Source organism: Streptomyces sp. Tu 3180, assembly GCF_009852415.1.
Lineage (GTDB): Bacteria > Actinomycetota > Actinomycetes > Streptomycetales > Streptomycetaceae > Streptomyces.
In genome coordinates this window covers 7,506,110-7,529,693 of sequence record NZ_WOXS01000002.1, presented here as the reverse complement: position 1 = coordinate 7,529,693, position 23,584 = coordinate 7,506,110, and the positions used below count along the sequence as shown (strand labels likewise).

Below are 23,584 nucleotides of genomic sequence, written 5' to 3'. Positions count from 1 at the left end.
ACCGGTCTCAGGGGCTGTGCCCGCGTCGTCCGCAGTGACTGGCGCGGGCTGGTGCCGACGCCGTCGGCGCCGGTGCGACCGGTGCCCGGTCGGGCCGGGCGATGGCCAGGTCCTGCCACGGAGGACCGACCGGGGCGCACACCGTGATCTCCGATCGCGCGGCCCGGCCGGAGCACCCGCTCCGCAGGAGCTCGCCGAGCGAGGCGTCCGCGGTGGTCCGCGTGCTTCCGCCGGCCCCGGCCGGAACGCCCGCCGCGGGCCGCCGCGTACCCTCGACCCCGGTCAGGCGATGCGGTCGTCGCTGCGGAACCCGTTGCGCAGCGCTCCGACGCACGATCCGATGTCCGGGAGGGACAGGAGATCACCTCGGGTCAGGACGCGTGTCCATGACGTTCCCGCTCGGGCGGCGGGCCGGACGCCGGCAGCGCCGCCGCACTCGACGGACCCGGTCGGTCACTCGGCGGTGCTGTCCGGACGCCACGTCGTGAGCTTGTAGGCGAAGGCGTCTCCGCAGGTGAGCTTCACCTGCTGCCCCATCGTCCGCGCCGTCACGTCGGCCTTCAGCGGATAGTTCCATCCCTTGGTCACCACCTGGCCGTACGGCTCGTCGTACACCTCGTGGACGCGCTTCGGCAGCCCGGACCGTACGTAGGCGCCGCTGATCACGACCGTCCGCGCGGTACCCGAGGTCTCGGAGCCGACGACGAACTCCCGCTCCACGCGGCCCTTGCGGAAGAGGCCCGCCTCGGTCTCCCCGCCCCGGACGTACTCGTCGTCCGGCGTCCGCACGCTCACGGCGGCATGCGTTCCGAACACGTCGTTGTCGTAGAGGTCGGCCGTCACTTCGACACCGGACGCCGTGCCCGTGCACGCGAGCACGTGTCCCTTCTCCCGGGTGACGGTGACGGGGGTCCCGGAGTCGTGGGGGGAGGCGGTCGCGACCGCCGGAAGCGCCACCACGGCGACCGCGGCCGCTCCGAGCACTGCCGTCATGAGCGTGCGGTGGGTCATTTCGTCTCCTCGCAGAGTGTGAGTCGTGAGCCGGGAGGACAGCCTCGCGGTGGATCGTCCGCCTGCCCGGCCCTCCAGGCCGCGGCCTCGGCGTGCCGCCTCGAGCCCTCGGATGAGGTGATACGGAGAGGAGCAGTGCCGTTCCACGAACCCCCCGAACATTTTCTAACATAATCATGTTCGAATGAACAAGAGCGATGTTCACTCCGTCGGGGCGGATCACAAGCCGGCCTTCCCGGCCGGCAGCCGGCGAGTGACAGGGACCGTGCGCCGCCGAGCCGGTGCGCACGGCCGCCGCCGTCGTGGACGCCGATCGTGCCGGCGCCCCCGTCGGCCCCGCCGGCGATCAGGAGGGGCCCTCCCTCGCGCACCTGGTCGCACAGGGAGGCTTCCCCGAGGCGCGACTCGGCGAGCGAACCCGCTCCGGGCCGCGGCCCCGGGCCCGAAGGACGTCGGCGTCGCCACGGTCCCGGAAGCCGGGGGCGACCGGCGCCCGGACGGGGCCGGGGCGTTCCGGCGCGGTGTGCACGGCCGGACTACTCGCCCATCACCAGTCCGTCCCCGGCCGCGCCCCGGCTGAGCACCACGTCGCGGATGCGGTCCCGTACGGAGCGCACCTCGGCGCCCTCCTCCAGCGCGCGGTTGAGGTTCACCACCCGGCCGGCGTCCACGTCGAACATCAGGGGGACGAACTCCGCCTTCGTCACCCGCCACCGTCCGCCGGGCCGGGCGGGCGGGGCGAAGGTGAAGCGGCCGAGCGTGGACCGGTTGCCGCGCGGGTCCTGGACGCCCTGGTGGTCGACCGCCGCACCGGCGACCTGGTCGCCCGCCCCGTAGACCACCCAGGTGCCGTTGACCTTCTCGTAGGGCTGCGGGACGTGCGCGTGCGTCCCGAGGATCAGGTCGATGTCGGGGCGGCCGCCGGTGCGGGAGGCGGTGAGCGAGCGGGCGAGGGCGACCTGCCGCTCGTCGGGCGCCTCCTGCCCTTCGGTGCCCCAGTGCAGGGAGACGACGACCACGTCGGCTCCGGCCCTCCGCGCGGCCCGGGCGTCGGCGACGATCCGCGCCTCGTCGACGAGGTTCACCGCCCAGGGCTGGTCCGGCGGCAGCAGGAGGCCGTCGGTGCCCTGGGTGTAGGCGAGGTGGGCGACGCGTGCCGGGCCCGCCCGCAGGACGGCCGCCGTGCGGGCCTCCTGCTCGGTGCGGGCCGAGCCGGTGTGCCGCAGGCCCGCGTGGTCGAGGGCGTCCAGGGTGCGGCGGATGCCGTCCGGGCCGTCGTCCAGGGCGCGGTCGGAGGCGGTGGAGCAGCCGTCGTAGCCGGTGGCGGCGAGGTCCCGGGCCATCTCGGGCGGGAAGGTGAGGACGGGGTGGCCGATGTGGCCGCCGCTCGCGCCGTACACGGTCTCCATGTGGCACAGCGCCACATCGGCGGGGGCGACGACGGAGCGGATGCCGGAGAGCATCGGCCGGAAGTCGTGACCGGCGCCGCCCGCGTCGAAGCGGGCGCGTTCGATGATCGAGTCGTGCGGCAGCACGTCTCCCGAGGCCACCAGGGTGAAGCCGCGGGCCGGTGTGGCGGAGGGCGCCGGACGGCCGGATTCCGGTGGCCGGTGGTCACGGGCCTGGCAGGCTGCGCCCGCGGCGAGGACGACGGTCAGGGCCACGGCCACCTGTCGACTGCGTGTGATCATCACTTCACCCCGCTGTAGTCATATGTGACGATAACCAGGTAAGAATCCGGCTCCGGATCGTCGTCGCTCCGACACGCCCATTAGCCCGTCCGGCGTGCGGGAACCGCCGCCCCGACCGTTCGTCGAACCGTTCGTCGACGCGATCGACCGTCCGCCGCACACCCTTGCGCGCGCCCTGTCCCCGGGGGGCGCCGTGCGCTGCCATACGGCCATGACGGCCGGAACCACACTCATGAACGGGACGACCGCCGAGCACGAGCTCGCCGCACTGCAGCGCGAGCACGGCCGGCCCCTCTTCGCGCTGCTGCTCCGGCTCTGCGACGGGGACCGGCAGCGCGCGGAGGACCTGGTCCAGGAGACGCTGGTGCGCGCCTGGCAGCATCCCGAGGCCCTGCGCGCCGAGAACTTCGACTCCGTACGGCCCTGGCTGCTCACGGTGGCGCGGCGGCTCGCGATCGACGCGCGGCGGGCCCGGCAGGCGCGGCCCGCCGAGGTCGGGGACGCCGTGCTGGAGAACGCGCGGGTGATCTCCGATCATGCCGAGCGGGCCGCGGCCGCGCTCGACGTCCGCGAGGCTGTGAAGACACTCACTCCGGAACACCGTGAAGTACTGGTGCTCGTGTATTTCCACGGGGCGAGTGTGGCGGAAGCGGCGACGGCCCTCGGGATCCCGCCCGGTACCGTGAAGTCCCGCGCGTACTACGCGCTGCGTGCCCTGCGCCGGGTGCTTCCGGGATACGCCGCCGACCTGCGGTGAAACCGGACGTCGGGTCAAACCTCCGTAAAGCGCCTTGCCGATGACCCCGGTTGGGTAATCGGCTGTCCTCATCCGTGTTCCGGACCGGGACCCGGGGTCGGGCGACGCGCACGTACCGGAGGAAGGCAGGAAGGGATGCTGCACAGAGGTCAAGAGAGCACGGACGGCTCCGGCGACGGTGAACTGACCGTCCCCATGGCCTGGTTGTACGCCGAGTACATCGCCGACGAGCTGCTGCGCAGCGGCGATCTCATGCCGCCGACGTCCTTCGAGTTCCGGGCCGGCCGGGACGCGCTGGCGCTGACCGTGTTCCTGTCCGACACCGAGGGCGAGCTGTCCGGCATCCGGGTGGTCACCCAGCTGGAGACCTGGCTGTCGCTGACCGCGTACGACCAGCCGTGGCAGGAGTGGGTCGAGGAGCGCCTGGCCTGCCTGGCCGCGGACGCCGCCGCGCCGGAGGCGGACCTGGAGCTGGCCCGGGGGGCCTGGCGCTGGCTGCAGGAGACGGAACTGCTCGCACCCGATCTGAACGCGGTGCCGGGCGGCGCGGTGGCCGGCGAGGACGAGGGGCCCAAGGTGTGGACGCCGGCCTGGCAGCTCGGGCTGCCGCTCGGCCACCTCGCCATCCACCTTTTCTAGACTCCCCGGGAATCCGACCAATCCGCGGGCCGGAGGGCTCCGAATCCCTTGGTTACGATTCGGCACGTCGCTTGAGTGATTCGGCTGCCCGGTGCGTACCGGTGGGAGCAAGGAGTAACCCCACCCGCACCCAACGGTACGAGGATTCGGCATGAGGTCCCTGGAGAGGCATCGCGACGTCGGCGCCTACGCGCTCGGCGTGCTGGACGAGGCGGAGGCGTTCCGCTTCGAGGACCACCTCATGGAGTGCCCCAGCTGCGCTGCCCAGGTGACCGAGTTCGGCCCGACCACACGGCAGTTGATGCTGTACCGGCGCTCCACGCCGCAGCTGGTGCACCCACTGGCCGAACCGGGCCGGAGGATGCTGGACCGGCTGCTGTCCCAGGTGGCGGCCCGGAACCGGACGGGGCGCCGCAGGATGCTGCTCGCGCTGGCCGCCTCGGTGGTGTGCGCGGTGTCCGCGTCGGCGATCGCGATGGTGACGGACGACGGCGGCGGGGCCGCCGTGAGCATCGCGGCGACCGACGAGCGGTCCGGGGTGTGGGCGCAGGTCACGTCGCGGGACGAGACCTGGGGCAGCCAGGTGGAGCTGAAGGTCAGGGACGGGGCGGGCCCCCGCGTCTGCCGTCTGGTGGTGGTCGGCCGTGACGGCTCCGAGGAGACCGCGACCAGCTGGAGCGTGCCCCGGCACGACGCCCGGCCCAACACGATGCTGGGCGGGTCCGCCCTGCACTCCGAGGAGATCGCCCGCTACGAGGTCCGCACGGCGGACGGCGAGCACCTGGTGACCCTGCGGCCCCGGTGAACCGGGAGCGGCACGGTCAGACCGGGCCCGGCTCCTTGACGACGAACTCGCACCACACGCACTTGCCGCCGCCGCGCGCCTCCACCCCCCAGACGTCCGCGAGCATCTCGACCAGGAGCAGGCCGCGGCCGGAGACGCCCGACTCCCCCGCCTCGCGGCGGCGCGGCAGGGCGCTGGAGGAGTCCTCGACCTCCACGCGCAGCAGCCGCTCGCTGCCGGTGAGGGCCCTGAGGGTGACGACCGCGGCGCCCTCGGTGTGCATCAGGGCGTTGGTGATCATCTCGTCGGCGACCAGTTCGACCTCGTCGACGCGGTCCCCCGCGCCCCAGGCGCCGACCGCCGTCCGGATCATGCGCCGGGCCTGGGAGAGGGCCTCGGGATCGCCGGGTGCCACGTGCTGCTGGAGCCGGCCGCCGGGGCGCGAGCTGTCCAGGGCGCGGCGGCGCAGCAGGAGCAGGGCCACGTCGTCGTCGCCGCCGCGTTCCTCGGCCACGTCGATGAGCCGGTCGGCGAGCTCGCGCACGTCGCCGGGACCGCCGGCGATGAGCGTGGAGAGGGCCTCCATGCCGTCGTCGAGGTCGGCGCCGGGCTGCTCGACCAGCCCGTCGGTGCACAGCAGCAGGGTGTCGCCGGGGTCGAGCTCCATGGTGCCGACCGGGTAGTCGAGTTGTCCGAACTCGGCGGACAGGCCGAGCGGCAGCCCGCCGGGGACGTGGACGCGGCGGCAGGAGCCGTCGGTGCGCCGCACCAGCGGCTCGATGTGGCCGGCCCGGACCATCTGGAGCACGCCGGTGGACAGGTCGGCCTCGGCGTAGAGGCAGGTCGCGGAGCGGTCGGTGTCGAGCTCGTGCAGGAAGACGGAGGCGCGGGCCATCACGGTGGCCGGCGGGTGGCCCTCGGCGGCGTAGGCGCGCAGCACGATGCGCAGCTGTCCCATCACGGCGGCGGCGTGGGTGTCGTGGCCCTGGACGTCGCCGATGACGGCGCCGACCCGGCCGCCGGGCAGCGGGATCAGGTCGTACCAGTCGCCGCCGATGTCCCGGCCGACGGGACCGCCGATGGCGGCGGCCCGGTAGCGCACGGCGACGTCGGCACCGGGCACGCTGGGGATGGTGCGCGGCAGCATGGCCTGCTGCAGGCCCTGGGCGAGGTCCATCTCCTGCTCGTAGAACATCGCGCGCTGCAGGCTCTGGGCGATGCTGCTGCCCAGGGCGACCAGGATGTTGCGCTCCTCGGCGGAGAAGCCGCGGCGGTCGCTGTAGAGCAGGCCCATGCCGCCGATGGGGCGGGCCTGGACGATGAGCGGCAGGTAGGCCGCGGAGGTGATGTTCAGCCCGAGGATGCCCTGCCACAGCTGCGGGTAGTGCTCGGCGAACTCCTCCGGGGACTCGATGAAGCGCGGGCTGAGGGTGCGCACCGCCTCGCTCATCGGGTACGGCTCGTCGATCCGGGTGATCTCGGTGCCCGGCACGAAGCTGCCTTCGGGGCCCTCCGCGATGAGCCGGATCCGGCCGGCCTCGACCAGTCCCATGACGAGACTGGTGGCGCCCAGGTGGGTGAGTCCGTGGGTGTCCTTGAGGGCGTCGATGACGTCCCGCACGGTGCGGGCGTGGGCGAGGGCGGCGGTGGTGAGCTGGACGACGTTGGTCTGCCGGCGGCGGGCGTCCTCCCGGACCGTCTGCTCGCGTCTGGCCTCGCTGTCGCTGAGCTCCTGGGTGGCGTCCCGGACGATGCCGATGATGCGGCGGGGCCGTCCGGTCTCGTCACGGCGGATGTAGCCCTGGGTGTGGGTCCAGCGCAGGGAGCCGTCACGGCACCGGACGCGGAAGTAGGCGCCGTAGTTCTCGCTGCCGTCCTTCAGCGCCTGCGACACGGCGGTGTCCAGGCGCCGGGCCTCGCCGGGCGGGACCCGCTTGCCCAGGGTCTCGGGGCGGTCGTCGTACTCGTCGGGGCGCACGTCGAAGATCTCGTGCGCCTGGGCGTCCATCTGCATCGCCCCGGTGTCCAGGTCCCAGTCGAAGCTCCCCATGCGGTTGAGCGCCAGGATCGGATCCGGGTGGTCCGGCCAGTCGTCCGGGAGTGACAGGGCGCTCGCTCCCCGATCAGCCATGGGCCCACCTTGCCAGGATTCATCCGATTCTTCGACCGCTGCGCCGAAAGAGCGGGGTGCCCGGCACGGCCGCCGTCCGTGAGGGAAGACGTCGCGGAGGCTTCAGAGGATGCAGTCCGCCGCCGCGACTTTCGGGGATCTGTGCGACTCCTGCGCGCTTCCTCCACGCGGGCCGCACAGGCCGCGCGGTGGTATACGGGGGGTCACGGGGAGACGCGGAAGGTCCGGCGGGACGACGCAGGAGGGAGCACGGTGCCGTGGAGTGGTTCACCGCATCCGACTACTGGCTGACCCGGCTGGTCTTCCAGCGGGCGCTGGCCGGTCTGTACCTGGTCGCGTTCCTGACGGCGGCGCTGCAGTTCCGTGCGCTGATCGGGGAGCGCGGCATGCTGCCGGTGCCGCGTTTCACGGCGCGGGTGCCGGCGCGCCGGTCGCCGAGCCTGTTCCACCTGCACTACTCGGACCGGTTCTTCGCGCTGTGCGCGTGGTCCGGCTGTGCGGTGTCGGCGGCGCTGCTCGCGGGACTGGACTCGCTGCTTCCGCTGTGGGGCGGGATGCTGCTGTGGCTGGTGCCGTGGGTGCTGTACCTGTCGATCGTCAACGTCGGGCAGACCTGGTACTCGTTCGGCTGGGAGTCGCTGCTGCTGGAGGTCGGCTTCCTCGCCGTCTTCCTCGGCAACGACGAGGTGGGCCCGCCGGTCGTCGTGCTGTTCCTGCTGCGGTGGATCCTGTTCCGCGTGGAGTTCGGCGCGGGACTGATCAAGCTGCGCGGCGACGAGTGCTGGCGGAAGCTGACCTGTCTGGACCACCACCACGAGACGCAGCCGATGCCGGGGCCGCTGAGCTGGTTCTTCCACCACCTGCCGAAGCCGCTGCACCGGGTGGAGGTGGCGGCGAACCACGTCACCCAGCTCGTCGTGCCGTTCCTGCTGTTCGCCCCGCAGCCGGTCGCCACGGCCGCCGCCGCGCTGATGACCGTCACCCAGCTGTGGCTGGTGCTGTCGGGCAACTTCGCCTGGCTGAACTGGATCACGATCGTGCTGGCCCTGTCGGCGGTCGCGTTCCCGGCCGATCCGCCGGACGTGCCCGGCGCGCCGCTGTGGTACGTGGTGGTCGTCCTCGCGGTGTCCGCGCTGCTGCTCGGCCTCAGCTACCGCCCGGTGCGCAACATGCTCTCCCGCCGCCAGGTGATGAACCGCTCCTTCGACCCGCTGCACCTGGTCAACACCTACGGGGCGTTCGGCAGCGTCAGCCGGGTCCGGTACGAGGTGGTGATCGAGGGCACGGCGGACGAGACGGCCCGGGAGGACGGCGACTGGCGGGAGTACGAGTTCAGGGGCAAGCCGGGGGACCCGCGGCGCTGGCCGCGCCAGTTCGCCCCGTACCACCTGCGGCTCGACTGGCTGATGTGGTTCGCCGCGCTGTCGCCGGCGTACGCCGGGCCGTGGTTCGGCGCGCTGGTGGAGCGCCTGCTGGAGAACGACCGCGACACGCTGAGGCTGCTGCGCCGCTCCCCGTTCCCGCCGGACGCGCCGCCCCGGTACGTGCGCGCCCGCCTGTTCCGCTACCGCTACACGACCTGGCGGGAGCTGCGGGAGACGGGCGCCTGCTGGGAGCGGACGTACGTGCGGGAGTTCCTGCCGCCGACCCGGCTGGCCGGGGCGGCTCAGAGGCCGTAGACGCGGGTGGCGGTGGTCTCGAAGAGCTGCCGGCGTCCGGTGGCGTCGAGGTCCCGGGCCAGCGCCCGCGCGGTGGACAGGACGTCGCCGTACGCCGCCGCCAGGGTGCACACCGGCCAGTCCGAGCCGAACATCAGCCGGCCGGGCCCGAAGGCGTCCAGCACGACGTCGGCGTACGGGCGCAGGCCGTCGACGCTCCAGGAGGCCGGGGCGGCCTCGGTGACCAGGCCGGAGAGCTTGCACACCGTGTTGGGCAGGGCGGCCAGCGCGCGGACGCCGGACGCCCAGGGTTCGAGCGTGCCCGAGGCGACGGGGGGCTTGCCCGCGTGGTCGAGGACGAAGGTGAGCCGCGGCAGTGCCGCGGCCGCCCGGACGCACGCCGGGAGCTGGTGCGGCAGGACCACCAGGTCGTACACGAGCCCCGCGCCGGCCACGGCGTCCAGTCCGCGCCGTACGTCCGGCCGCAGCAGCCACTCGGGGTCGGGCTCGCCCTGCACCTGGTGGCGGATGCCCTTCAGGTAGCGTCCGCCGGGCAGTTCCCGCAGCCGGGCCAGTTCGTCGGCGACGCCGGGGCGGGTGAGGTCGGTCCAGCCGACGACGCCGGCGACCGGCTCGTGCGCGTCGGCGAGGGCCAGGAGCTCGGGGGTCTCCTCCGGGACGGTGACCGTCTGGACGAGGACGGTGCGCTCGACACCGGCCGCCCTCACCTCGGGTGCGAGGTCGGCCATGGTGAAGTTCCGTCGCAGGGGCAGGAGTCCGGGCCCGGTGATCCAGTCCTGGTCGCGGACGGACAGGTCCCAGAGGTGGTGGTGCGCGTCGACGGTCACGGCAGCTCCCGCACGGCGGGCGGGGCCGCGCCGGGGCGGACCCCGGTGTGCGGGACGGCCCTCACGACGGCTCCTCCCCGGCGGGGACGGGGGCGCCGGACGGCAGCAGACCGGTGTCGCGCAGCTCCTGCCAGAGGGCGGCGGGCACCGGGGCGGCGAACTGGTCCGCGCAGTCGTGGACCTCGGCCGCCGAGCGGGCGCCGACCAGCACGCTCGCGACCGCCGGGTGGGCGGCGCAGAAGGCCAGGGCGGCGGCGCGCAGGGTGGTGCCGTGGCGTTCGGCCGCCTCCTCGATGCGCAGGGCGCGCTCCAGCAGCCCGGCCGGCGCGGGCGCGTAGTCGTACGTGGCGTCCGGCCGGGGGTTCGCGAGGAGGCCGGAGTTGAAGGCGCCGCCGAGGACCACCGACGTGCCGTGTTCCCGGGCGGCGGGGAGCAGGTCGGTCAGGGCGCTCTGGTCGAGCAGGGTGTGGCGGCCGGCGCACAGGACGACGTCGACGTCCGTGTCGCGGACGAAGCGGGTGAGCATCGCGGTCTGGTTCATGCCGGCGCCGATCGCGCCCACCACGCCCTCGGCCCGGAGCCGCTCCAGGGCCGGGTAGCCCTCGCGGAAGGCCTGTTCGGCGTGGTCGTCGGGGTCGTGGAGGTAGACGACGTCGACGCGGTCCAGGCCGAGGCGTTCCAGGCTCGCCTCCAGGGTGCGGCGCACGCCGTCGGCGCTGAAGTCCCAGACCCGGCGGTGGGTGGCGGGCACGGCGAAGCCGTGGGCGAGGTCGTCGCCGCCCGTGTCGGCGGGTTCGAGGCGGCGGCCCACCTTGGTGGACACGATGTACTGCCCGCGCGGGTACGCGCGCAGCGCCGCGCCGAGGCGGCGTTCGGCCAGGCCGAGGCCGTAGTGCGGGGCGGTGTCGAAGTAGCGGATGCCGCGCTGCCAGGCGGCCCGCACCGCCTGCCGCGCCGCCTCCTCGCCGACCTCGGTGTACAGGTTGCCGATGCCCGAGGCGCCGAAGGCCAGGCCGGTGACCTCGACGCCGCTGCGGCCGAGCCGGTGGCGGTTCACCGGACCGCCGGGCGCGGCCGCAGGCCCTGCATGCCGCCGTCGACCGCGAGGGCGGTGCCGGTGGTGGCGCCGGACAGGGGGCTCGCGAGGTAGGCGATGGCGCCGGCGACCTCGGCGGCCGAGACCAGGCGGCCGGTGGGCTGGCGGGCCTCGAGGGCGGCGCGTTCGGCGGCCGGGTCGTCGGCCGCGTCGAGCAGCCGGCCGACCCAGGGGGTGTCGACCGTGCCCGGGTTGACGCAGTTGACGCGGATGCCCTCGTGGACGTGGTCGGCGGCCATGGCGAGGGTGAGGGAGTGCACGGCGCCCTTGGTGGCGCTGTAGAGGGCGCGCCGCGGCAGGCCCGCGGTGGCGGCGACGGAGCAGGTGTTGACGATCGCCGCGTGCGCGGAGGCGCGCAGGTGCGGCAGGCAGGCGCGGGCGGTGCGGACCATGCCGAGGACGTTGACGTCGAAGACGCGGTGCCATTCGTCGTCGGAGTTGGTCTCCACGGTGCCCTGCGCGCCGATGCCGGCGTTGTTGACCAGTACGTCGAGGACGCCGTGGCCGCCGAAGCCGTCCACGGCGGCGGCCACCGCCGCGCGCAGCGAGGTGTCGTCGGTGACGTCGGCGCGGTAGCCGGTCAGGGGCTCGCCGACCGGTGACGGGTCCAGGTCGAGGACGGCCACCCGGGCGCCGCGCTCCGCCAGGAGGTCCGCGGCGGCCCGGCCGATGCCGGAGGCTCCGCCGGTGACCAGGGCCGTCAGTCCTTCGAAGTCGCTCATGCCGCCTGCTCCTTCTCCTTCTGCGGGTCCGCGTCGGCGGCCCAGAAGGCGCCGTCGGGGTAGGTGTACCGGGCGATGGACTCCGGCCGCATGGCGGCCGAGAAGCCCGGTGCGAGCGGGGCCGTGTAGTGGCCCTCGCGGATCACCACGGGGTCGAGGAAGTGGTCGTGCAGGTGGTCCACGTACTCGATGACGCGGTCCTCGGTGGTGCCGGTCAGGGCCACGTAGTCGAACATCGACAGGTGCTGGACGAGTTCGCACAGACCGACCCCGCCGGCGTGCGGGCACACCGGTACGCCGTACTTGGCGGCGAGCAGCAGCACGGCCAGGTTCTCGGGGACCCCGCCGACGCGGGCCGCGTCGATCTGGACGACGTCGAGGGCGCCGGCCTGGAGGAACTGCTTGAAGACGATCCGGTTCTGCACGTGTTCGCCGGTGGCCACCTTCACCGGGGCGACGGCCCGGCGGACGGCCGCGTGCCCGAGGACGTCGTCGGGGCTGGTGGGTTCCTCGATCCAGTACGGGTCGAACTCGGCGAGCGCCCCGGTCCAGCGGATCGCCTCGGCCACGTCCCAGCGCTGGTTGGCGTCGATCGCGATGCGCACGTCCGGCCCGACGGCCGCGCGGGCGGTCCGGCAGCGCCGGATGTCGTCCGCCAGGTCGGCTCCGACCTTGAGCTTGATCTGCCGGAAGCCGTCGGCGACCGCCCGCGCGGCGAGCCGGGTCAGCCTGTCGTCGTCGTAGCCGAGCCAGCCGGGCGAGGTGGTGTACGCGGGGTAGCCGCGCTCCAGCAGCCGGGCCGTGCGCTCCTCGGCGCCCTCCCGGCCGCGGCGCAGCAGGGTCAGGGCCTCCTCGGGGGTGAGGGCGTCGGTGAGGTAGCGGAAGTCGACCTGGCGGACGAGCCATGCCGGGTCGGCCTCGGCGAGCAGCCGCCACAGGGGCTTGTCCGCGCGCTTGGCGGCCAGGTCCCACAGGGCGTTGACGACCGCCCCGACCGCCATGTGCATCACGCCCTTCTCCGGGCCGAGCCAGCGCAGCTGGCTGTCGCCGGTCAGGGCGCGGTTCAGGACGGAGGGGTCGGCGCACAGCTCGTCGGCGGACCGTCCGACCAGATGGCCGCGGAGCGCCTCGATCGCGGCGACCTGGACGTCGTTGCCCCGCCCGATGGTGAACGCGAACCCGTGTCCCTCGTGGCCGTCGGCGGCGTCGGTGCGCAGGACGACGTAGGCCGCCGAGTAGTCCGGGTCGGGGTTCATCGCGTCGGAGCCGTCGAGTTCGCGCGAGGTGGGGAAGCGGATGTCGTACGTGTCGACGGCGGTGACGCGGACGGGCTGCGGGGGCACGGAGGGCCTTTCGGTGAGGACGGGAGGGCACAGGGCCGGTCCTGGGCGCGGCCCGCGGTGAGGCGGACGGTCACGAGCACGACGAGGGCATGCTTATCAGACCACTTGGAGGGCGGAACACCCGTCGGACGCGGATTTCCGCGAAATCGCCGCACAGTGGTCCGACCACTTTCGTCGTTAGACTGCGGCGCACCCGGTGAGTGGAGGAGCGGCGTGGAGGAGACGGCCCCGCGCAGGGGCACGGTGACGCAGCGCGCCATCGAGCGGATCACGGCGATGATCCGCGAGGGTCTGCTGGAGCCCGGCCAGCGGCTGCCCACGGAGCGGGACCTGGCCGCGCGCCTGGGCATCTCCCGCAGCTCGATGCGGGAGGCGATCCGCGCGCTCACGGTGCTGGGCGTGCTGGAGGCCCGGCACGGTTCGGGGGTCTACGTCACCCGGCTGGAGGCCGGGGACCTGCTGGAGAACTTCGGGGTCGTGGCCGATCTGTCGCGGGGGCCGCGTCTGGTGGAGCTGCTGGAGGTCCGCCGCGTCCTGGAGTCGACGGCGACCGCGCTGGCCGCCGCGCGGATCACGCCGGACCGGCTGGCCGAGGTCGCACGGCACCTGGCGGCGATGGACGCCACCGACGACCCGGAGGAGTTCCTCGCCCACGACCTGGCGTTCCACCGCGAGATCGCACGAGCCGCGGGCAACGGGACGATGGCCGCGATCCTGGAGGGCCTGTCCTCGCGCACCTTCCGGGCCCGGATCCGGCGCGGCCACCAGGAGGGGGGCGCCTTCGACCGCACCCGGCGCGAACACGCCGCGATCCACCGCGCCCTGGCCGCCCGCGACCCGGAGGCGGCGCGGGCGGCGGCGGCCGCGCACGTGGGCGCGGTGGAGGAGTGGCTGCGCACACGGCTGACGGCGTGACCGGACGGGCCGCGGACACGGCCGTCCGGCCCGGGTCCGGGCCGCCGGCATCGGCCCGGACCCGCGGGCGTGGGGTCAGGCCCGCTTCAGCCGCAGGGTCATCAGCTGGAAGGGGCGCAGCCGTACGGAGATCCGGTCGCCGTCGAGCACCGGGGGCTCGGTGTCGGTCAGCGGGCGCTCCAGCAGGTCGGTCACCTGGACATCCGCGGCCGCGAACCCGGTGGTGAGCGTGGCCCGGGCGCGGCCCCCGTGGGCCTCGTGGAAGCGGACGACCACGTCACCGCTGCCGTCGTCGGCCAGCTTGACCGCGGTGACCACCACGGACTCCTGGTCGACCGTCACCAGCGGGGCGACCTCCCCGGCGCCGGTCAGGCGCCGTTCCGGCAGGTTGATCCGCCAGCCCTCGCGCACCGCGTCGCCGATCCCCGCGCCCGGCACCAGCGCGTGCCGGAAGCGGTGCACGCCCTGGTCGGTCTCGGGGTCGGGGAAGCGCGGGGCGCGCAGCAGGGACACCCGGACAGTGGTGACGGTGGTGGCCCGGCCGTGGTCGGTGCGGACGGTGCGGGTCACGTCGTGGCCGTACGTCGAGTCGTTGACGACCGCGACGCCCCAGTCCGGCTCCTGGAGGTGGACGAAGCGGTGGTTGCACGCCTCGAACTTGGCCGCCTCCCAGGAGGTGTTGGTGTGCGTCGGCCGGTGGACGTGCCCGAACTGGGTCTCGGACGCGTACCGTTCGGCGTGCAGGTCCAGCGGGAAGGCGAGCTTGAGGAACTTCTCCGTCTCGTGCCAGTCGACCTCGGTGTCCACCACGAGCCGCCGCTCCCCCGGCGCGAGCGACAGCACCTGGGTGACCCGGGAGTCGCCGAAGGAGCGCACGATCCGCACCGACGCGCCGTCCTCCCCGGCGGTGACCCCGTCCGCGTCGGTCAGATCGGTGACCGTGTTGCGGTAGAACGCGTCGACGTCCCAGGCGTCCCACATGTTCGGCAGGTCCGGGTGCAGTTGGAGGAGGTTGCCGGCCCGTCCGGGGGCGATGGCCTCGCGGTCGGCCTCGATGTCGTGGGCGGAGACCACCAGGCCCCGGGCGTCGATCTCCACCCGCAGGATCCCGTTGGCCAGGACGTACCCGCCGCCGGCGCGGTCCGACAGCTCCGTGCGCCCCTGCTCCGCGGGGGTGCGCGCGCCGCCCGCCGGGACGCCCGCGCGGGGGTGCGGGGCGGCGTTGAAGACGAGCGGGACGGTGCCCTCGCCGGCCAGGGCGCGCTGGGCGGCCTCGATGACGCCGTTCAGCTCCCGCGCGACCCGGTCGTAGGTCGCGCGGGCCTCGCGGTGCACCCAGGCGATGGAGGAGCCGGGCAGGATGTCGTGGAACTGGTGCAGCAGCACCGTCTTCCAGATCCGGTCCAGCTCCGCGTACGGGTAGGGGAATCCGGTGCGCACGGCCGCCGTGGCCGCCCACAGCTCGGCCTCGCGCAGGAGGTGTTCGCTGCGCCGGTTGCCCTGCTTGGTCCCGGCCTGGCTGGTGAGGGTGGCCCGGTGCAGTTCGAGGTAGAGCTCGCCGACCCAGACGGGCGGCTCGGGGTAGTCGGCCTCGGCCTTCGCGAAGAACGCGGCCGGCGTCTCCCAGGTCACGGTCGCCGAGCCCTCGAGGTTCCGCAGGCGCGCCGCCCTGGCGACCATCTCGCGGGTGGTGCCGCCGCCCCCGTCGCCCCAGCCGGTGGGCGCCAGCGAGTGCCGGGCGACGCCCTTGTCCTTGAAGTTGCGGGTCGCGTGGGCGATCTCGGCGCCCTTCATCGAGCAGTTGTAGGTGTCGACGGGCGGGAAGTGGGTGAAGATCCGGGTGCCGTCGATGCCCTCCCACTGGAAGGTGTGGTGCGGGAACCGGTTCGTCTGCGACCAGGAGATCTTCTGCGTCAGCAGGTACCGGGAGCCCGCCGCCCTGATGATCTGGGGCAGCCCGGCGGCGAAGCCGAAGGTGTCCGGCAGCCACGCCTCGTCGTTCTCGATGCCGAACTCGTCGAGGAAGAACCGCTTTCCGTGCACGAACTGCCGCGCCATCGCCTCCGAGCCGGGCATGTTGGTGTCCGACTCCACCCACATGCCGCCGGCCGGCACGAACCGCCCGTCGGCCACGGCCTTCTTGACCCGGGCCCACACCTCGGGCCGGTGCTCCTTCACCCACGCCCACTGCTGGGCCTGGGACATGGCGAAGACGAACTCCGGCTCGTCGTCGAGCAGCGCGGTCATGTTGGCCGCCGTACGGGCGACCTTGCGCACGGTCTCGCGCAGCGGCCACAGCCACGCCGAGTCGATGTGCGCGTGCCCGACGGCGCTGATGCGGTGGGCGGAGGGCACGGCGGGCGCGGCGAGGACGTCGGTGAGCCGTGAACGGGCCTGTCGCGCCGTGCCGTTGACGTCCTGCAGGTCGACGGCGTCCAGCGCCCTGTCCACCGCGCGCAGGATCTCGAAGCGGCGCGGTGAGTCCACCGGCAGCTCGGCCATCAGCTCGCCGAGCACCTCCAGGTCGATCACCAGCTGCCACACGTCCTCGTCGAGGACGGCGAGGTCCATCCGGGCGAGCGTGTACTGCGGTTCGCCGCCGGCGGTGTCCTTGTCGCCGAGCGGTGTGGGCACGAAGGGGCGGGGGCCGAAGATGACGGGGTTGGAGGCGGCCTCGATGTGCAGGCGCACCTGCTCGCCGCCCTCGGCGGGGGCGCCGATCCGCACCCACTGGTTGCGCGGGTTCAGGCCCTTCACCGGGGTGCCGTCGGGCCGGTAGACCAGGCCCTCGCACTGGAAGCCGGGCATGTTCTCGTCGAAGCCGAGGTCGAGGACCGCCTCGACGGTCCTCCCGGCCCACGCCTCGGGGACGGTCCCGGTGACCCGGAACCAGCTGGTGCCCCAGGGGGCGCCCCAGCGGGCGCCCACCTCGACGGGCTCCGGTTCGGCGGCGAGGCCCTCGGCGACCGGAACGGGCTCTCCGGGGGCGTGCCAGACGGCGACCTCGAGGGGCACGGACTCGGGGTACACGGCGGGGCGGATGCGCTCGTCGAGGACGCGCCTGAGGCGGGCTTCGACCAGGGTGCGGTCGTCATGCATGCGGGGTGCTCCGTAGCGGTGGTGGGGCGGGCGGTCCGCCCGGTGCGGCGGGTTACCGGGGGCGGGGGGGATGACGGGTCCGGACGTGGTGTACAGCTCCCCCACCGCGCGCGGTTCGAATCGCGCGCGGCCTCCTCCCCGTCCGGGACGGGGACCGCCGGCGGACCGGCACCGCGTCCCGCGGCCGGGGGTGGGCGCGCCGGCCCGGACGCGCGGGCTCTCGACGCGGGGCCCCGGCCAGGGCACAGTGCTCCCTGCGTACTCGCCGGTACGCACCGCCCTGTCCCCTCGCCACGAGGAGCCGAAGTGACCAGTTGGGTCGGCCGGACCGCCGTCGAGATCGCCGCCGCCGTACGGGAGAAGCGGGTCGCGCCGCGGGAGGTGGTCGCGGAGCACCTCGCGCGGATCGAGCGGCTCGACGGGCGGGTCGGGGCCTTCCGCGCGGTACGGGCCGCGGCCGCGCTCGCCGAGGCCGACGAGGTGGCCGCTCGCGCCGGGCTGGGTGAACTCCCCCTGGCCGGGGTGCCCGTGGCCGTCAAGGACAACCTCGCCGTGCGCGGCGAGAGCACGCGCGTCGGGTCGGCGGCGACCCCGGACACGCCCGCCGAGCGGGACCACGAGACGGTGGCCCGGCTGCGGGCGGCGGGCGCGGTGGTCGTGGGGCTGACGAACGTGCCGGAGCTGTGCGTCTTCGGCACCACCGAGGGCGTCCACGGCACCGCCCGCAACCCCTGGGACCCGACGCGCACCGCGGGAGGGTCGTCCGGGGGCAGCGCGGCCGCCGTCGCCGCCGGGATGGTGCCGATCGCCCTCGGCAACGACGGGATGGGCTCGCTGCGCATACCGGCCGCCAACTGCGGTCTGGTCACCATCAAGCCGGGCCGCGCGGTCGTGCCCGCGGGGATCGGGGACGGCGACTGGTTCGGGATGTCGGAGAACGGGCCGCTCGCCACGACGGTCGAGGACGCCCGTGTGGTGTTCGCGGTCCTCGCCGGGACCGGGACGGTGCGCAGCGCCGGGAACGGCACCCGCAGGATCGCCGTGTCCCTGCGCAGCCCGCTGGCCGGCGTCGTCGTGGCCCGGCCGTACGCGGCGGCCGTCCGGGAGGCCGCCGGAGTGCTGATCAAGGCCGGGCACCAGGTGCGGCGGGCCGATCCGCCGTACCCGGTGTCGCTGGGCGCGACCGCGCTGGCGCACTGGACGGCGGGGACGGCCGTGGACGCACGCGGTGTCGACGCCCGGCTGCTGACGCGGCGCACCCGGGTGCACGCGGCCGTCGGCCGGCGCTGCGAGCACGCCGTGCGCTCCGGGACCGGCCGGGAGCGGCTGCGCCGGCGGCTGGAGCCGTTCTTCGCCGAGCACGACGTCCTGCTCACCCCGGCGCTGGCCCGCCGCTCCCCCAGGGCGGCGCCCTGGCACGAGCGGGGCTGGCTGCGGAACGTGGCCGTCAACTCGGCCTACTCGCCGCTGACTCCGCCCTGGAACCTGACGGGATGGCCCGCGATGTCCGTTCCGTTCGGCACCCTGCCGTCCGGCGCGCCCTGCGCGGTCCAGCTGGTGGGCCGTCCCGGGTCGGAGGCCGATCTGCTGGAGATCGCCGGGCAGTTGGAGCAGCGGCGCCCGTGGCCGCGGACCGCGCCCCTGGAGTAGCGGCCCGGCCGGAAACGATGTTGCCGGGAGCCGCGGCGGGCGCCTAGGGTCGGCCGGGTGACTGCCGGGTCGGCCGTGGGCCATACACGTAGGGTGCTCCCGGCCTCGGTGTGAGGCCGGCGGGGGTCGTCCCCCGCCCGGGTGGGGCCGGGCGCCGGGGAGGGCACGCGCCCCGCCTTCCGCTCCGGGTTCCTTTGCGCCGCCCCCCGCGCGCGGCATCCCCGACGAAGACGACACCCCGGAGACGAATCCAGCCATGCCCGAAGCACAGCGCTCCTCGACGACCCAACCGCCCCTCGCGAACATCCAGTTGAACCACACCGTCGTCCACGCCCGCGACCGGCGGCTCTCGGCGGAGTTCCTCGCCGTGATCCTCGGCCTGGAGGTCGGCGCCCCGTTCGGGCCGTTCCTGCCCGTGGACCTCGGCAACGGGGTGACGCTCGACTACTACGAGAAGCGGGACGAGCCGATCCAGGGGCAGCACTACGCGTTCCTCGTGCCCGAGGAGCGGTTCGACGCGATGATCGGCCGCCTCGAGGCGGTCGGGGTCACCTACTACGCCGACCCGGGTCACACCGAACCCGGCCGGGTCAACGACCTGTTCGGCGGTCGCGGCGCCTACTTCGACGACCCCGACGGCCACAACATGGAGATCATGACCCGGCCCTACGCCCGGCCGTAGGAGGGGAACCCCGGTCACGGCGCCCGGTGCACGAGGCGCGGCCCGAAGGGCCCGGGCGCCCTCCTCGGAGGGCGCCCGGGTCCCGCGCGCGGGTCCCGTCCACGGTGACGACGCGGTGCCGCAACGGCCGGTCGCCCGGCCGGTCGCCGTCGGCGGCTTCCCCGGTCAGCACGGGTGCGGGTCCGGTACGCCCGTGCGTCCGGTGAGCACGAAGGGGTGGCGGAGGTCAGTCGACGCCGGGGAGGATGTGGGGCTCGGCGAGGTCGTCCTCGTAGCCCGCGAGGCGGATCGGGGCCGACCGGGCCCACACGTCCAGGCTGCCGAGTTCCCCGGGCCGGCGGCCCGCGCGCTCCGGGCGTTCCTTGGGGCGCTGTTCTCGTTTCGTCTTCTCCGGTGTCACCGCGCACTCCTTCTGTGTCGGTCACCCTAGGGACGTGCCGCGCCGGTCCTGCCGCCGCGCGCCCGACGTCCGCTCGGGCCTGGGTCGAAAAGCGGTTCGGACGCGGTGGCGCCGGTAACTCGAGGGAGAGCAGGCCGTTGTGAAGCGGCTTGTCCCATGACGGGCCGTGGGTGTGGGTAGGACCCTTTGTTGCTGCCCGTCCGCATCAGGGTAACCAAATGAGCGGCCCCCCGCTCGATGGGGCTCGAAACCGAGGGTAACAATCACACTTCGAGCAGCAGTCGGCGCCCTCCCATATGCCCCCATGTCACCATGAGGGCCCTTTGTTCGGTCACTCGTCCGGACTACATGGCGTCGATGTTTTCGGCAAGGCGGCGTGGTCGTGGCGGAGTTCAGGTCCTGTTGGCCGACGCGCAAGCTCGTCATGGTCTGCTGCCGCACGGCAACGGCTGTCTCCCGGGAGGACCGGCGCATGGAGCTGCGCACCGTCGAGGAGCTGATGGACCTGCTGTACGCGTGCCGGGGCACCCGGCAGGTGCCGGGCCGGGGCGGCGCTCCGGCCGACGCCCACGAGCACGCGCTGCGGACCGCCGCGCTGCTGCGCCGCGGCCGGCCCGCGGACAAGGAGCTCCAGGTGGCGGGCCTGGTGGGGCCCGTCGGCCGACTGCTGTGGCCGGGCGAGGCGGCGTCACGGGCCGACCGCACGGCGGACGCGATACGGGCCCTGCTCGGCGAGCGGGTCGCCGACCTGGTCCGCCGCCGGCCCCGGGCCGGCCTGCCCGCCGACGACGACCTCCTCACCCTGCGCGCGGCGGACGAGGAGGCCCGCACCGCCTGTTTCGACGCCGGGGTCCTGGAGGACTGGCGCACCGTGCTGGAGCTGCTGGCGGCGCGCAACTCACACCTGGGCGCGGTCGACTGACGGCCCGCCGGGCCGGCGAGCCGCCGGCCCGTCCGCCGCCGTCACCACTTGCCGGGCGCGTAGTCCTTCAGGAAGACGCCGTACAGGTCCTCGCCCGCCTCGCCGCGCACGATGGGGTCGTAGACGCGGGCCGCCCCGTCGACCAGGTCGAGCGGGGCGTGGAAGCCTGCCTCGGCGAGGCGCAGCTTGTCGAAGTGAGGGCGCTCGTCGGTGATCCAGCCGGTGTCGACCGACGTCATCAGGATGCGGTCGGTGTCGAACATCTCCTGCGCGCTGGTCCGCGTCACCATGTTCATGGCCGCCTTGGCCGCGTTGGTGTTGGGGTGGCCCGCGCCCTTGTAGCCGCGGGCGAACACGCCCTCCATCGCCGAGACGTTGACGACGTACGCGCGCCCCGCGGACGCCCGGCGCGCGGCCTCGGCCATCACCGGACGCAACTTGCTGATCAGGATGAACGGCGCCGTGTAGTTGCACAGCTGGGTCTCCAGCAGTTCCACCGGGGAGATCTGCTCGATGGTCTGCACCCAGGTGTTGGTGTCGACCACGTCGGGGACCAGGCCACCGGCGTCGATGGCGGTGCCGTCACGGTGCCGGGCCACGCTGGCGTTGCCCGCGACCAGGGCGAGGTCGGCGACCTTCTGCGCGTCGAGTCCACCGGCGCCGACGGGCAGTGCGGTCAGGCCGTCGACCGCGCCGGAGCCGAAGGCGCCGATGACGTGGTGGGCGGGCAGCTCGCCGGCCGGCAGCGGGGCGCTCTCGCCCTCCACGAGCGCGGCGTACGCGGACGGCAGGCGGCGTACGGTCTGGGTGGCGTTGTTGATCAGGATGTCGAGCGGGCCCTGCTCCGCGACCCGGTCGGCCAGCGCGACGGCCTGGGCCGGGTCGCGCAGGTCGATGCCGACGACCTCCAGGCGGTGGATCCAGTCCGCGGAGTCGTCCATGGCCCGGAAACGGCGGATGGCGTCCTTGGGGAAGCGGGTGGTGATCGTGGTGTGCGCGCCGTCACGCAGCAGCCGCAGTGCTATGTACATGCCGATCTTGGCGCGCCCGCCGGTGAGCAGGGCGCGCTTGCCGGTGAGGTCGGTGCGGGCGTCGCGCCGGGCCCGGTTCTCGGCGGCGCACTTCGGGCAGAGCTGGTGGTAGAAGTAGTCGACCTCGACGTAGCGGGCCTTGCAGACGTAGCAGGAGCGGGGACGCCGGAGTATCCCCGCGATCCGGCCGGGCGCCACGCGGGAGGACGGCAGGATGCCTTCCGTCTCGTCGTCGATGCGCTCGGCGGAGCCGGTCGCGGTGGCCTCGGTGACCGCCCTGTCGTGGGCGGTCTTGGCGGCGCGGCGCTCCTGGCGGCGGCGCTGCTTGACGGTGCGGTAGATGTGCGAGGTGGCCCGGCGGACCAGGATCGCGTCCGGGTGGTCGACGTCGAGCCTGTCGAGTTCCTCGAGCACGCTGAGGCAGACGGCGAGCCGCTCCGGGTCGATACCGGGCCCGTGTGCCACCGCGTCCGTGGCCCGGGGGCCGTCCTCTGTCACCGTCATCGCCGCTGCCGTTCCCTGCTCTGCCGTCGCGGCGCTCCGGTAGCGCCCGCTGTCGAACGGGGGATTTTACGGAGCACCGGGCCGCAGTACCAAACCCGGGCGGATGACCCGCACCGGCCGGAGCGCCCCGGAGGGGGACGGGCCGACGGGCACGGCGGTCAGGGATCGCAGACGGTGATCAGCGTCCGCACCTCCTCGGACACCGCACGGGCCAGCCGGTCGAGGTCGGGGACGGCCGCGCCGTCGGCGACCAGGCCGTAGTGGACGTGCCCGCGGTAGGTGGAGACCGCGACCGCGAGGGAGTGTCCGGGGGCCAGCGGCGCGAGCGGGAAGACCGCGCCGAGCGGGTCGCCGCCGAGCTTCAGGCCGAAGCCGGGCAGCGGCACACTGGTGACCAGGACGTCGAACCAGAGGCGGGCCGCCTGGCCGAGCAGCGGCCCGCCGAGCCGGTGGCCGAGCGGCGGCACGTGGTCGGCGAGCAGGGCGACGGCACCGGCGCCCCGGTGGGGACCGGCGTCCTTGTTGCGGTCCATGGCGGTGCGCACCAGGGCGAGGCGGGCGAGCGGGTCCCGCTCGTCGACGGGCAGCCGCAGCAGGTACCCGGAGAGCCGGTTGCCCTGCGGGTGGGCGGTGCGCGGCCGGCGCCGGGAGACGGGGACGAGGGCGCGGGGCGCGACGCCCCCGCTGCCGTCGCCGCGCTCGTCGAGCCAGCGCCGCAGCGCGCCGGCGACGACCGCGATCAGTACGTCGTTGACGGTGCCGCCGGCGCTCTTGCGGATCCGGTGCACGTCGTCGAGGTCGATCACCACGCCGGCGGTGCGGCGGGTGCCGCTGGGGGCGCAGCCGAGCGCGGGCGAGGACCGCATGTCGAGGGTGGAGCGGGCGACGGCGGCGCCGATGTCCAGGGCCCGCCCGGCGTCGGACAGGGCGTCCCGGACGAGGTCGGGCAGCCTGCGCACGTCCGGGAGCAGCCCGCGCGGCGGCTCGGCCGGACCGGGCCGGGAGGCGGGCAGGTCCATCGGGTCCATCAGCGCGGCGGCCAGGGTGAGCGCGCGCAGTCCGTCGGCGAGGGCGTGGTGGAACTTGAACAGCACCGCGAACGAGGCGCCGTCCTCTCCCGGCAGCACATGGGCCTCCCAGGGCGGCCGGCTGCGCTCCAGCGGGCGTTCCATGAGCCCCCCGGCCGCGGCGTGGAAGTCGGCGGCCGGGGCGTGCAGCCGGACGTGGTCCAGGGGGTCGAAGCCGGGGTCGGGTTCCCGCGCGGCACCGCCGAACGCGAACGGCCCGCGCAGGGCGGAGGCGAGCGGACGGCGCAGGGCGGAGACGAGCGACTCGCCGGGGGCCGGCCGCGGGGGCCGGAGCGACGGGAGCGCGGTGAGCGGCCGCCACACGTCCCGGATGCGCATCCGCAGTCCGGGCACGGCGGCGGCCCGGGCGGCGAGCAGGTCGGCCGCGTGGGCACTCGCGGAGGGCGAGCGGGCCGCGAAGACCCCGAGCGCCCCCAGGTGCATGGGATGGCCGGTGGACTCCAGGTTCCAGAACGCCAGGTCGAGAGGAGCGAGCGGGTCTGCGGTCACGGGCTTGCCTCTCATCGGCGGCGGGAGGGGTCGGGCGGGACGCCCGGACGGGACGGACCGGGCGCGGGACGGATCAGCAGTCAATCGCCTCCGGCCGATTACGGTCAAGTACGATCTGGCTACA

General features: G+C 74.3%; 19 protein-coding genes. 8 read left to right on the top strand and 11 right to left on the bottom strand.

The window, feature by feature from the left end; translation table 11 throughout:
• Positions 1 to 453: 453 nt before the first annotated feature.
• The gene (locus GL259_RS34135; protein WP_159537190.1) at positions 454 to 1,011 is read right to left on the bottom strand and encodes a hypothetical protein; all 558 of its coding nucleotides are present in this window, start codon (positions 1,009 to 1,011) and stop codon (positions 454 to 456) included.
• A 536-nt stretch (positions 1,012 to 1,547) separates the two neighbouring features.
• Positions 1,548 to 2,702: a CapA family protein gene (locus GL259_RS34130; protein WP_159537188.1), complete on the bottom strand. Its 1,155-nt coding sequence runs from the start codon at positions 2,700 to 2,702 to the stop codon at positions 1,548 to 1,550.
• A 211-nt stretch (positions 2,703 to 2,913) separates the two neighbouring features.
• Between GL259_RS34130 and GL259_RS34125 the strand changes: the two genes are divergently transcribed.
• The 3 genes from GL259_RS34125 (at position 2,914) to GL259_RS34115 (ending at position 4,903) form a co-directional block, all read left to right on the top strand.
• Entirely contained in the window at positions 2,914 to 3,459 is a 546-nt protein-coding gene (locus GL259_RS34125; RefSeq protein ID WP_159537186.1) for a sigma-70 family RNA polymerase sigma factor, read from the top strand.
• A gap of 135 nt (positions 3,460 to 3,594) precedes the next feature.
• A complete protein-coding gene (locus GL259_RS34120; protein ID WP_159537184.1) occupies positions 3,595 to 4,098 on the top strand; it encodes a hypothetical protein in 504 nt (167 codons plus the stop codon).
• Between the two features lie 151 nt (positions 4,099 to 4,249).
• On the top strand, positions 4,250 to 4,903 hold the full coding sequence (locus tag GL259_RS34115; RefSeq protein WP_159537182.1) for a zf-HC2 domain-containing protein: 654 nt from the start codon (positions 4,250 to 4,252) through the stop codon (positions 4,901 to 4,903).
• 16 nt (positions 4,904 to 4,919) lie between these two features.
• On the opposite strand, the gene GL259_RS34110 is transcribed toward GL259_RS34115, so the two are convergent.
• Complete coding sequence (locus GL259_RS34110) at positions 4,920 to 7,013, bottom strand: SpoIIE family protein phosphatase (protein WP_159537180.1); 2,094 nt, start codon at positions 7,011 to 7,013, stop codon at positions 4,920 to 4,922.
• A 257-nt stretch (positions 7,014 to 7,270) separates the two neighbouring features.
• On the opposite strand from GL259_RS34110, the gene GL259_RS34105 reads away from it, so the two are divergent.
• Positions 7,271 to 8,692, top strand: coding sequence for a lipase maturation factor family protein (locus tag GL259_RS34105; protein WP_159537178.1), 1,422 nt, complete (start codon positions 7,271 to 7,273; stop codon positions 8,690 to 8,692).
• Here GL259_RS34105 and GL259_RS34100 read toward each other — a convergent pair.
• From GL259_RS34100 to GL259_RS34085, 4 genes are all read right to left on the bottom strand, one after another.
• Positions 8,680 to 9,519, bottom strand: a complete 840-nt coding sequence (locus tag GL259_RS34100; protein WP_159537176.1) for an amidohydrolase family protein — start codon at positions 9,517 to 9,519, stop codon at positions 8,680 to 8,682. The genes GL259_RS34105 and GL259_RS34100 overlap by 13 nt on opposite strands.
• Positions 9,520 to 9,580: 61 nt before the next feature.
• Positions 9,581 to 10,576 carry an aldo/keto reductase gene (locus GL259_RS34095; protein WP_159537174.1) on the bottom strand — a complete coding sequence of 332 codons (996 nt, stop codon included), beginning with the start codon at positions 10,574 to 10,576 and terminating at the stop codon, positions 9,581 to 9,583.
• Positions 10,573 to 11,337 (bottom strand): SDR family oxidoreductase, encoded by a 765-nt coding sequence (locus tag GL259_RS34090; protein WP_159537172.1) that lies wholly within the window; start codon positions 11,335 to 11,337, stop codon positions 10,573 to 10,575. The genes GL259_RS34095 and GL259_RS34090 overlap by 4 nt, the downstream gene beginning before the upstream one ends.
• Positions 11,334 to 12,680: an L-fuconate dehydratase gene (locus tag GL259_RS34085; protein WP_159537170.1), complete on the bottom strand. Its 1,347-nt coding sequence runs from the start codon at positions 12,678 to 12,680 to the stop codon at positions 11,334 to 11,336. The genes GL259_RS34090 and GL259_RS34085 overlap by 4 nt, the downstream gene beginning before the upstream one ends.
• A 213-nt stretch (positions 12,681 to 12,893) precedes the next feature.
• Between GL259_RS34085 and GL259_RS34080 the strand changes: the two genes are divergently transcribed.
• Positions 12,894 to 13,595 carry an FCD domain-containing protein gene (locus GL259_RS34080; RefSeq protein WP_159537168.1) on the top strand — a complete coding sequence of 234 codons (702 nt, stop codon included), beginning with the start codon at positions 12,894 to 12,896 and terminating at the stop codon, positions 13,593 to 13,595.
• A gap of 75 nt (positions 13,596 to 13,670) precedes the next feature.
• Here GL259_RS34080 and GL259_RS34075 read toward each other — a convergent pair whose 3' ends face one another.
• Entirely contained in the window at positions 13,671 to 16,694 is a 3,024-nt protein-coding gene (locus tag GL259_RS34075; protein WP_159537166.1) for a glycoside hydrolase family 38 C-terminal domain-containing protein, read from the bottom strand.
• Positions 16,695 to 17,000: 306 nt separating this feature from the next.
• Here GL259_RS34075 and GL259_RS34070 point away from each other — a divergent pair, with 306 nt between their 5' ends.
• Both GL259_RS34070 and GL259_RS34065 read left to right on the top strand, forming a co-directional pair.
• Positions 17,001 to 18,344, top strand: a complete 1,344-nt coding sequence (locus GL259_RS34070; protein WP_159537164.1) for an amidase — start codon at positions 17,001 to 17,003, stop codon at positions 18,342 to 18,344.
• Between the two features lie 256 nt (positions 18,345 to 18,600).
• Positions 18,601 to 19,026, top strand: a complete 426-nt coding sequence (locus tag GL259_RS34065) for a VOC family protein (protein WP_159537162.1) — start codon at positions 18,601 to 18,603, stop codon at positions 19,024 to 19,026.
• 226 nt (positions 19,027 to 19,252) lie between these two features.
• Here the strand turns inward: GL259_RS34065 and GL259_RS34060 are convergent, their stop codons facing one another.
• Positions 19,253 to 19,426 (bottom strand): hypothetical protein, encoded by a 174-nt coding sequence (locus GL259_RS34060; protein ID WP_159537160.1) that lies wholly within the window; start codon positions 19,424 to 19,426, stop codon positions 19,253 to 19,255.
• Positions 19,427 to 19,898: 472 nt separating this feature from the next.
• Between GL259_RS34060 and GL259_RS34055 the strand changes: the two genes are divergently transcribed.
• Positions 19,899 to 20,348: a hypothetical protein gene (locus GL259_RS34055; RefSeq protein ID WP_159537158.1), complete on the top strand. Its 450-nt coding sequence runs from the start codon at positions 19,899 to 19,901 to the stop codon at positions 20,346 to 20,348.
• A 41-nt stretch (positions 20,349 to 20,389) separates the two neighbouring features.
• Here GL259_RS34055 and GL259_RS34050 read toward each other — a convergent pair whose 3' ends face one another.
• Positions 20,390 to 21,883, bottom strand: coding sequence for an SDR family NAD(P)-dependent oxidoreductase (locus GL259_RS34050; RefSeq protein ID WP_159537156.1), 1,494 nt, complete (start codon positions 21,881 to 21,883; stop codon positions 20,390 to 20,392).
• Positions 21,884 to 22,041: 158 nt separating this feature from the next.
• Positions 22,042 to 23,460, bottom strand: coding sequence for a wax ester/triacylglycerol synthase family O-acyltransferase (locus GL259_RS34045; protein ID WP_159537154.1), 1,419 nt, complete (start codon positions 23,458 to 23,460; stop codon positions 22,042 to 22,044).
• Positions 23,461 to 23,584: the final 124 nt, after the last annotated feature.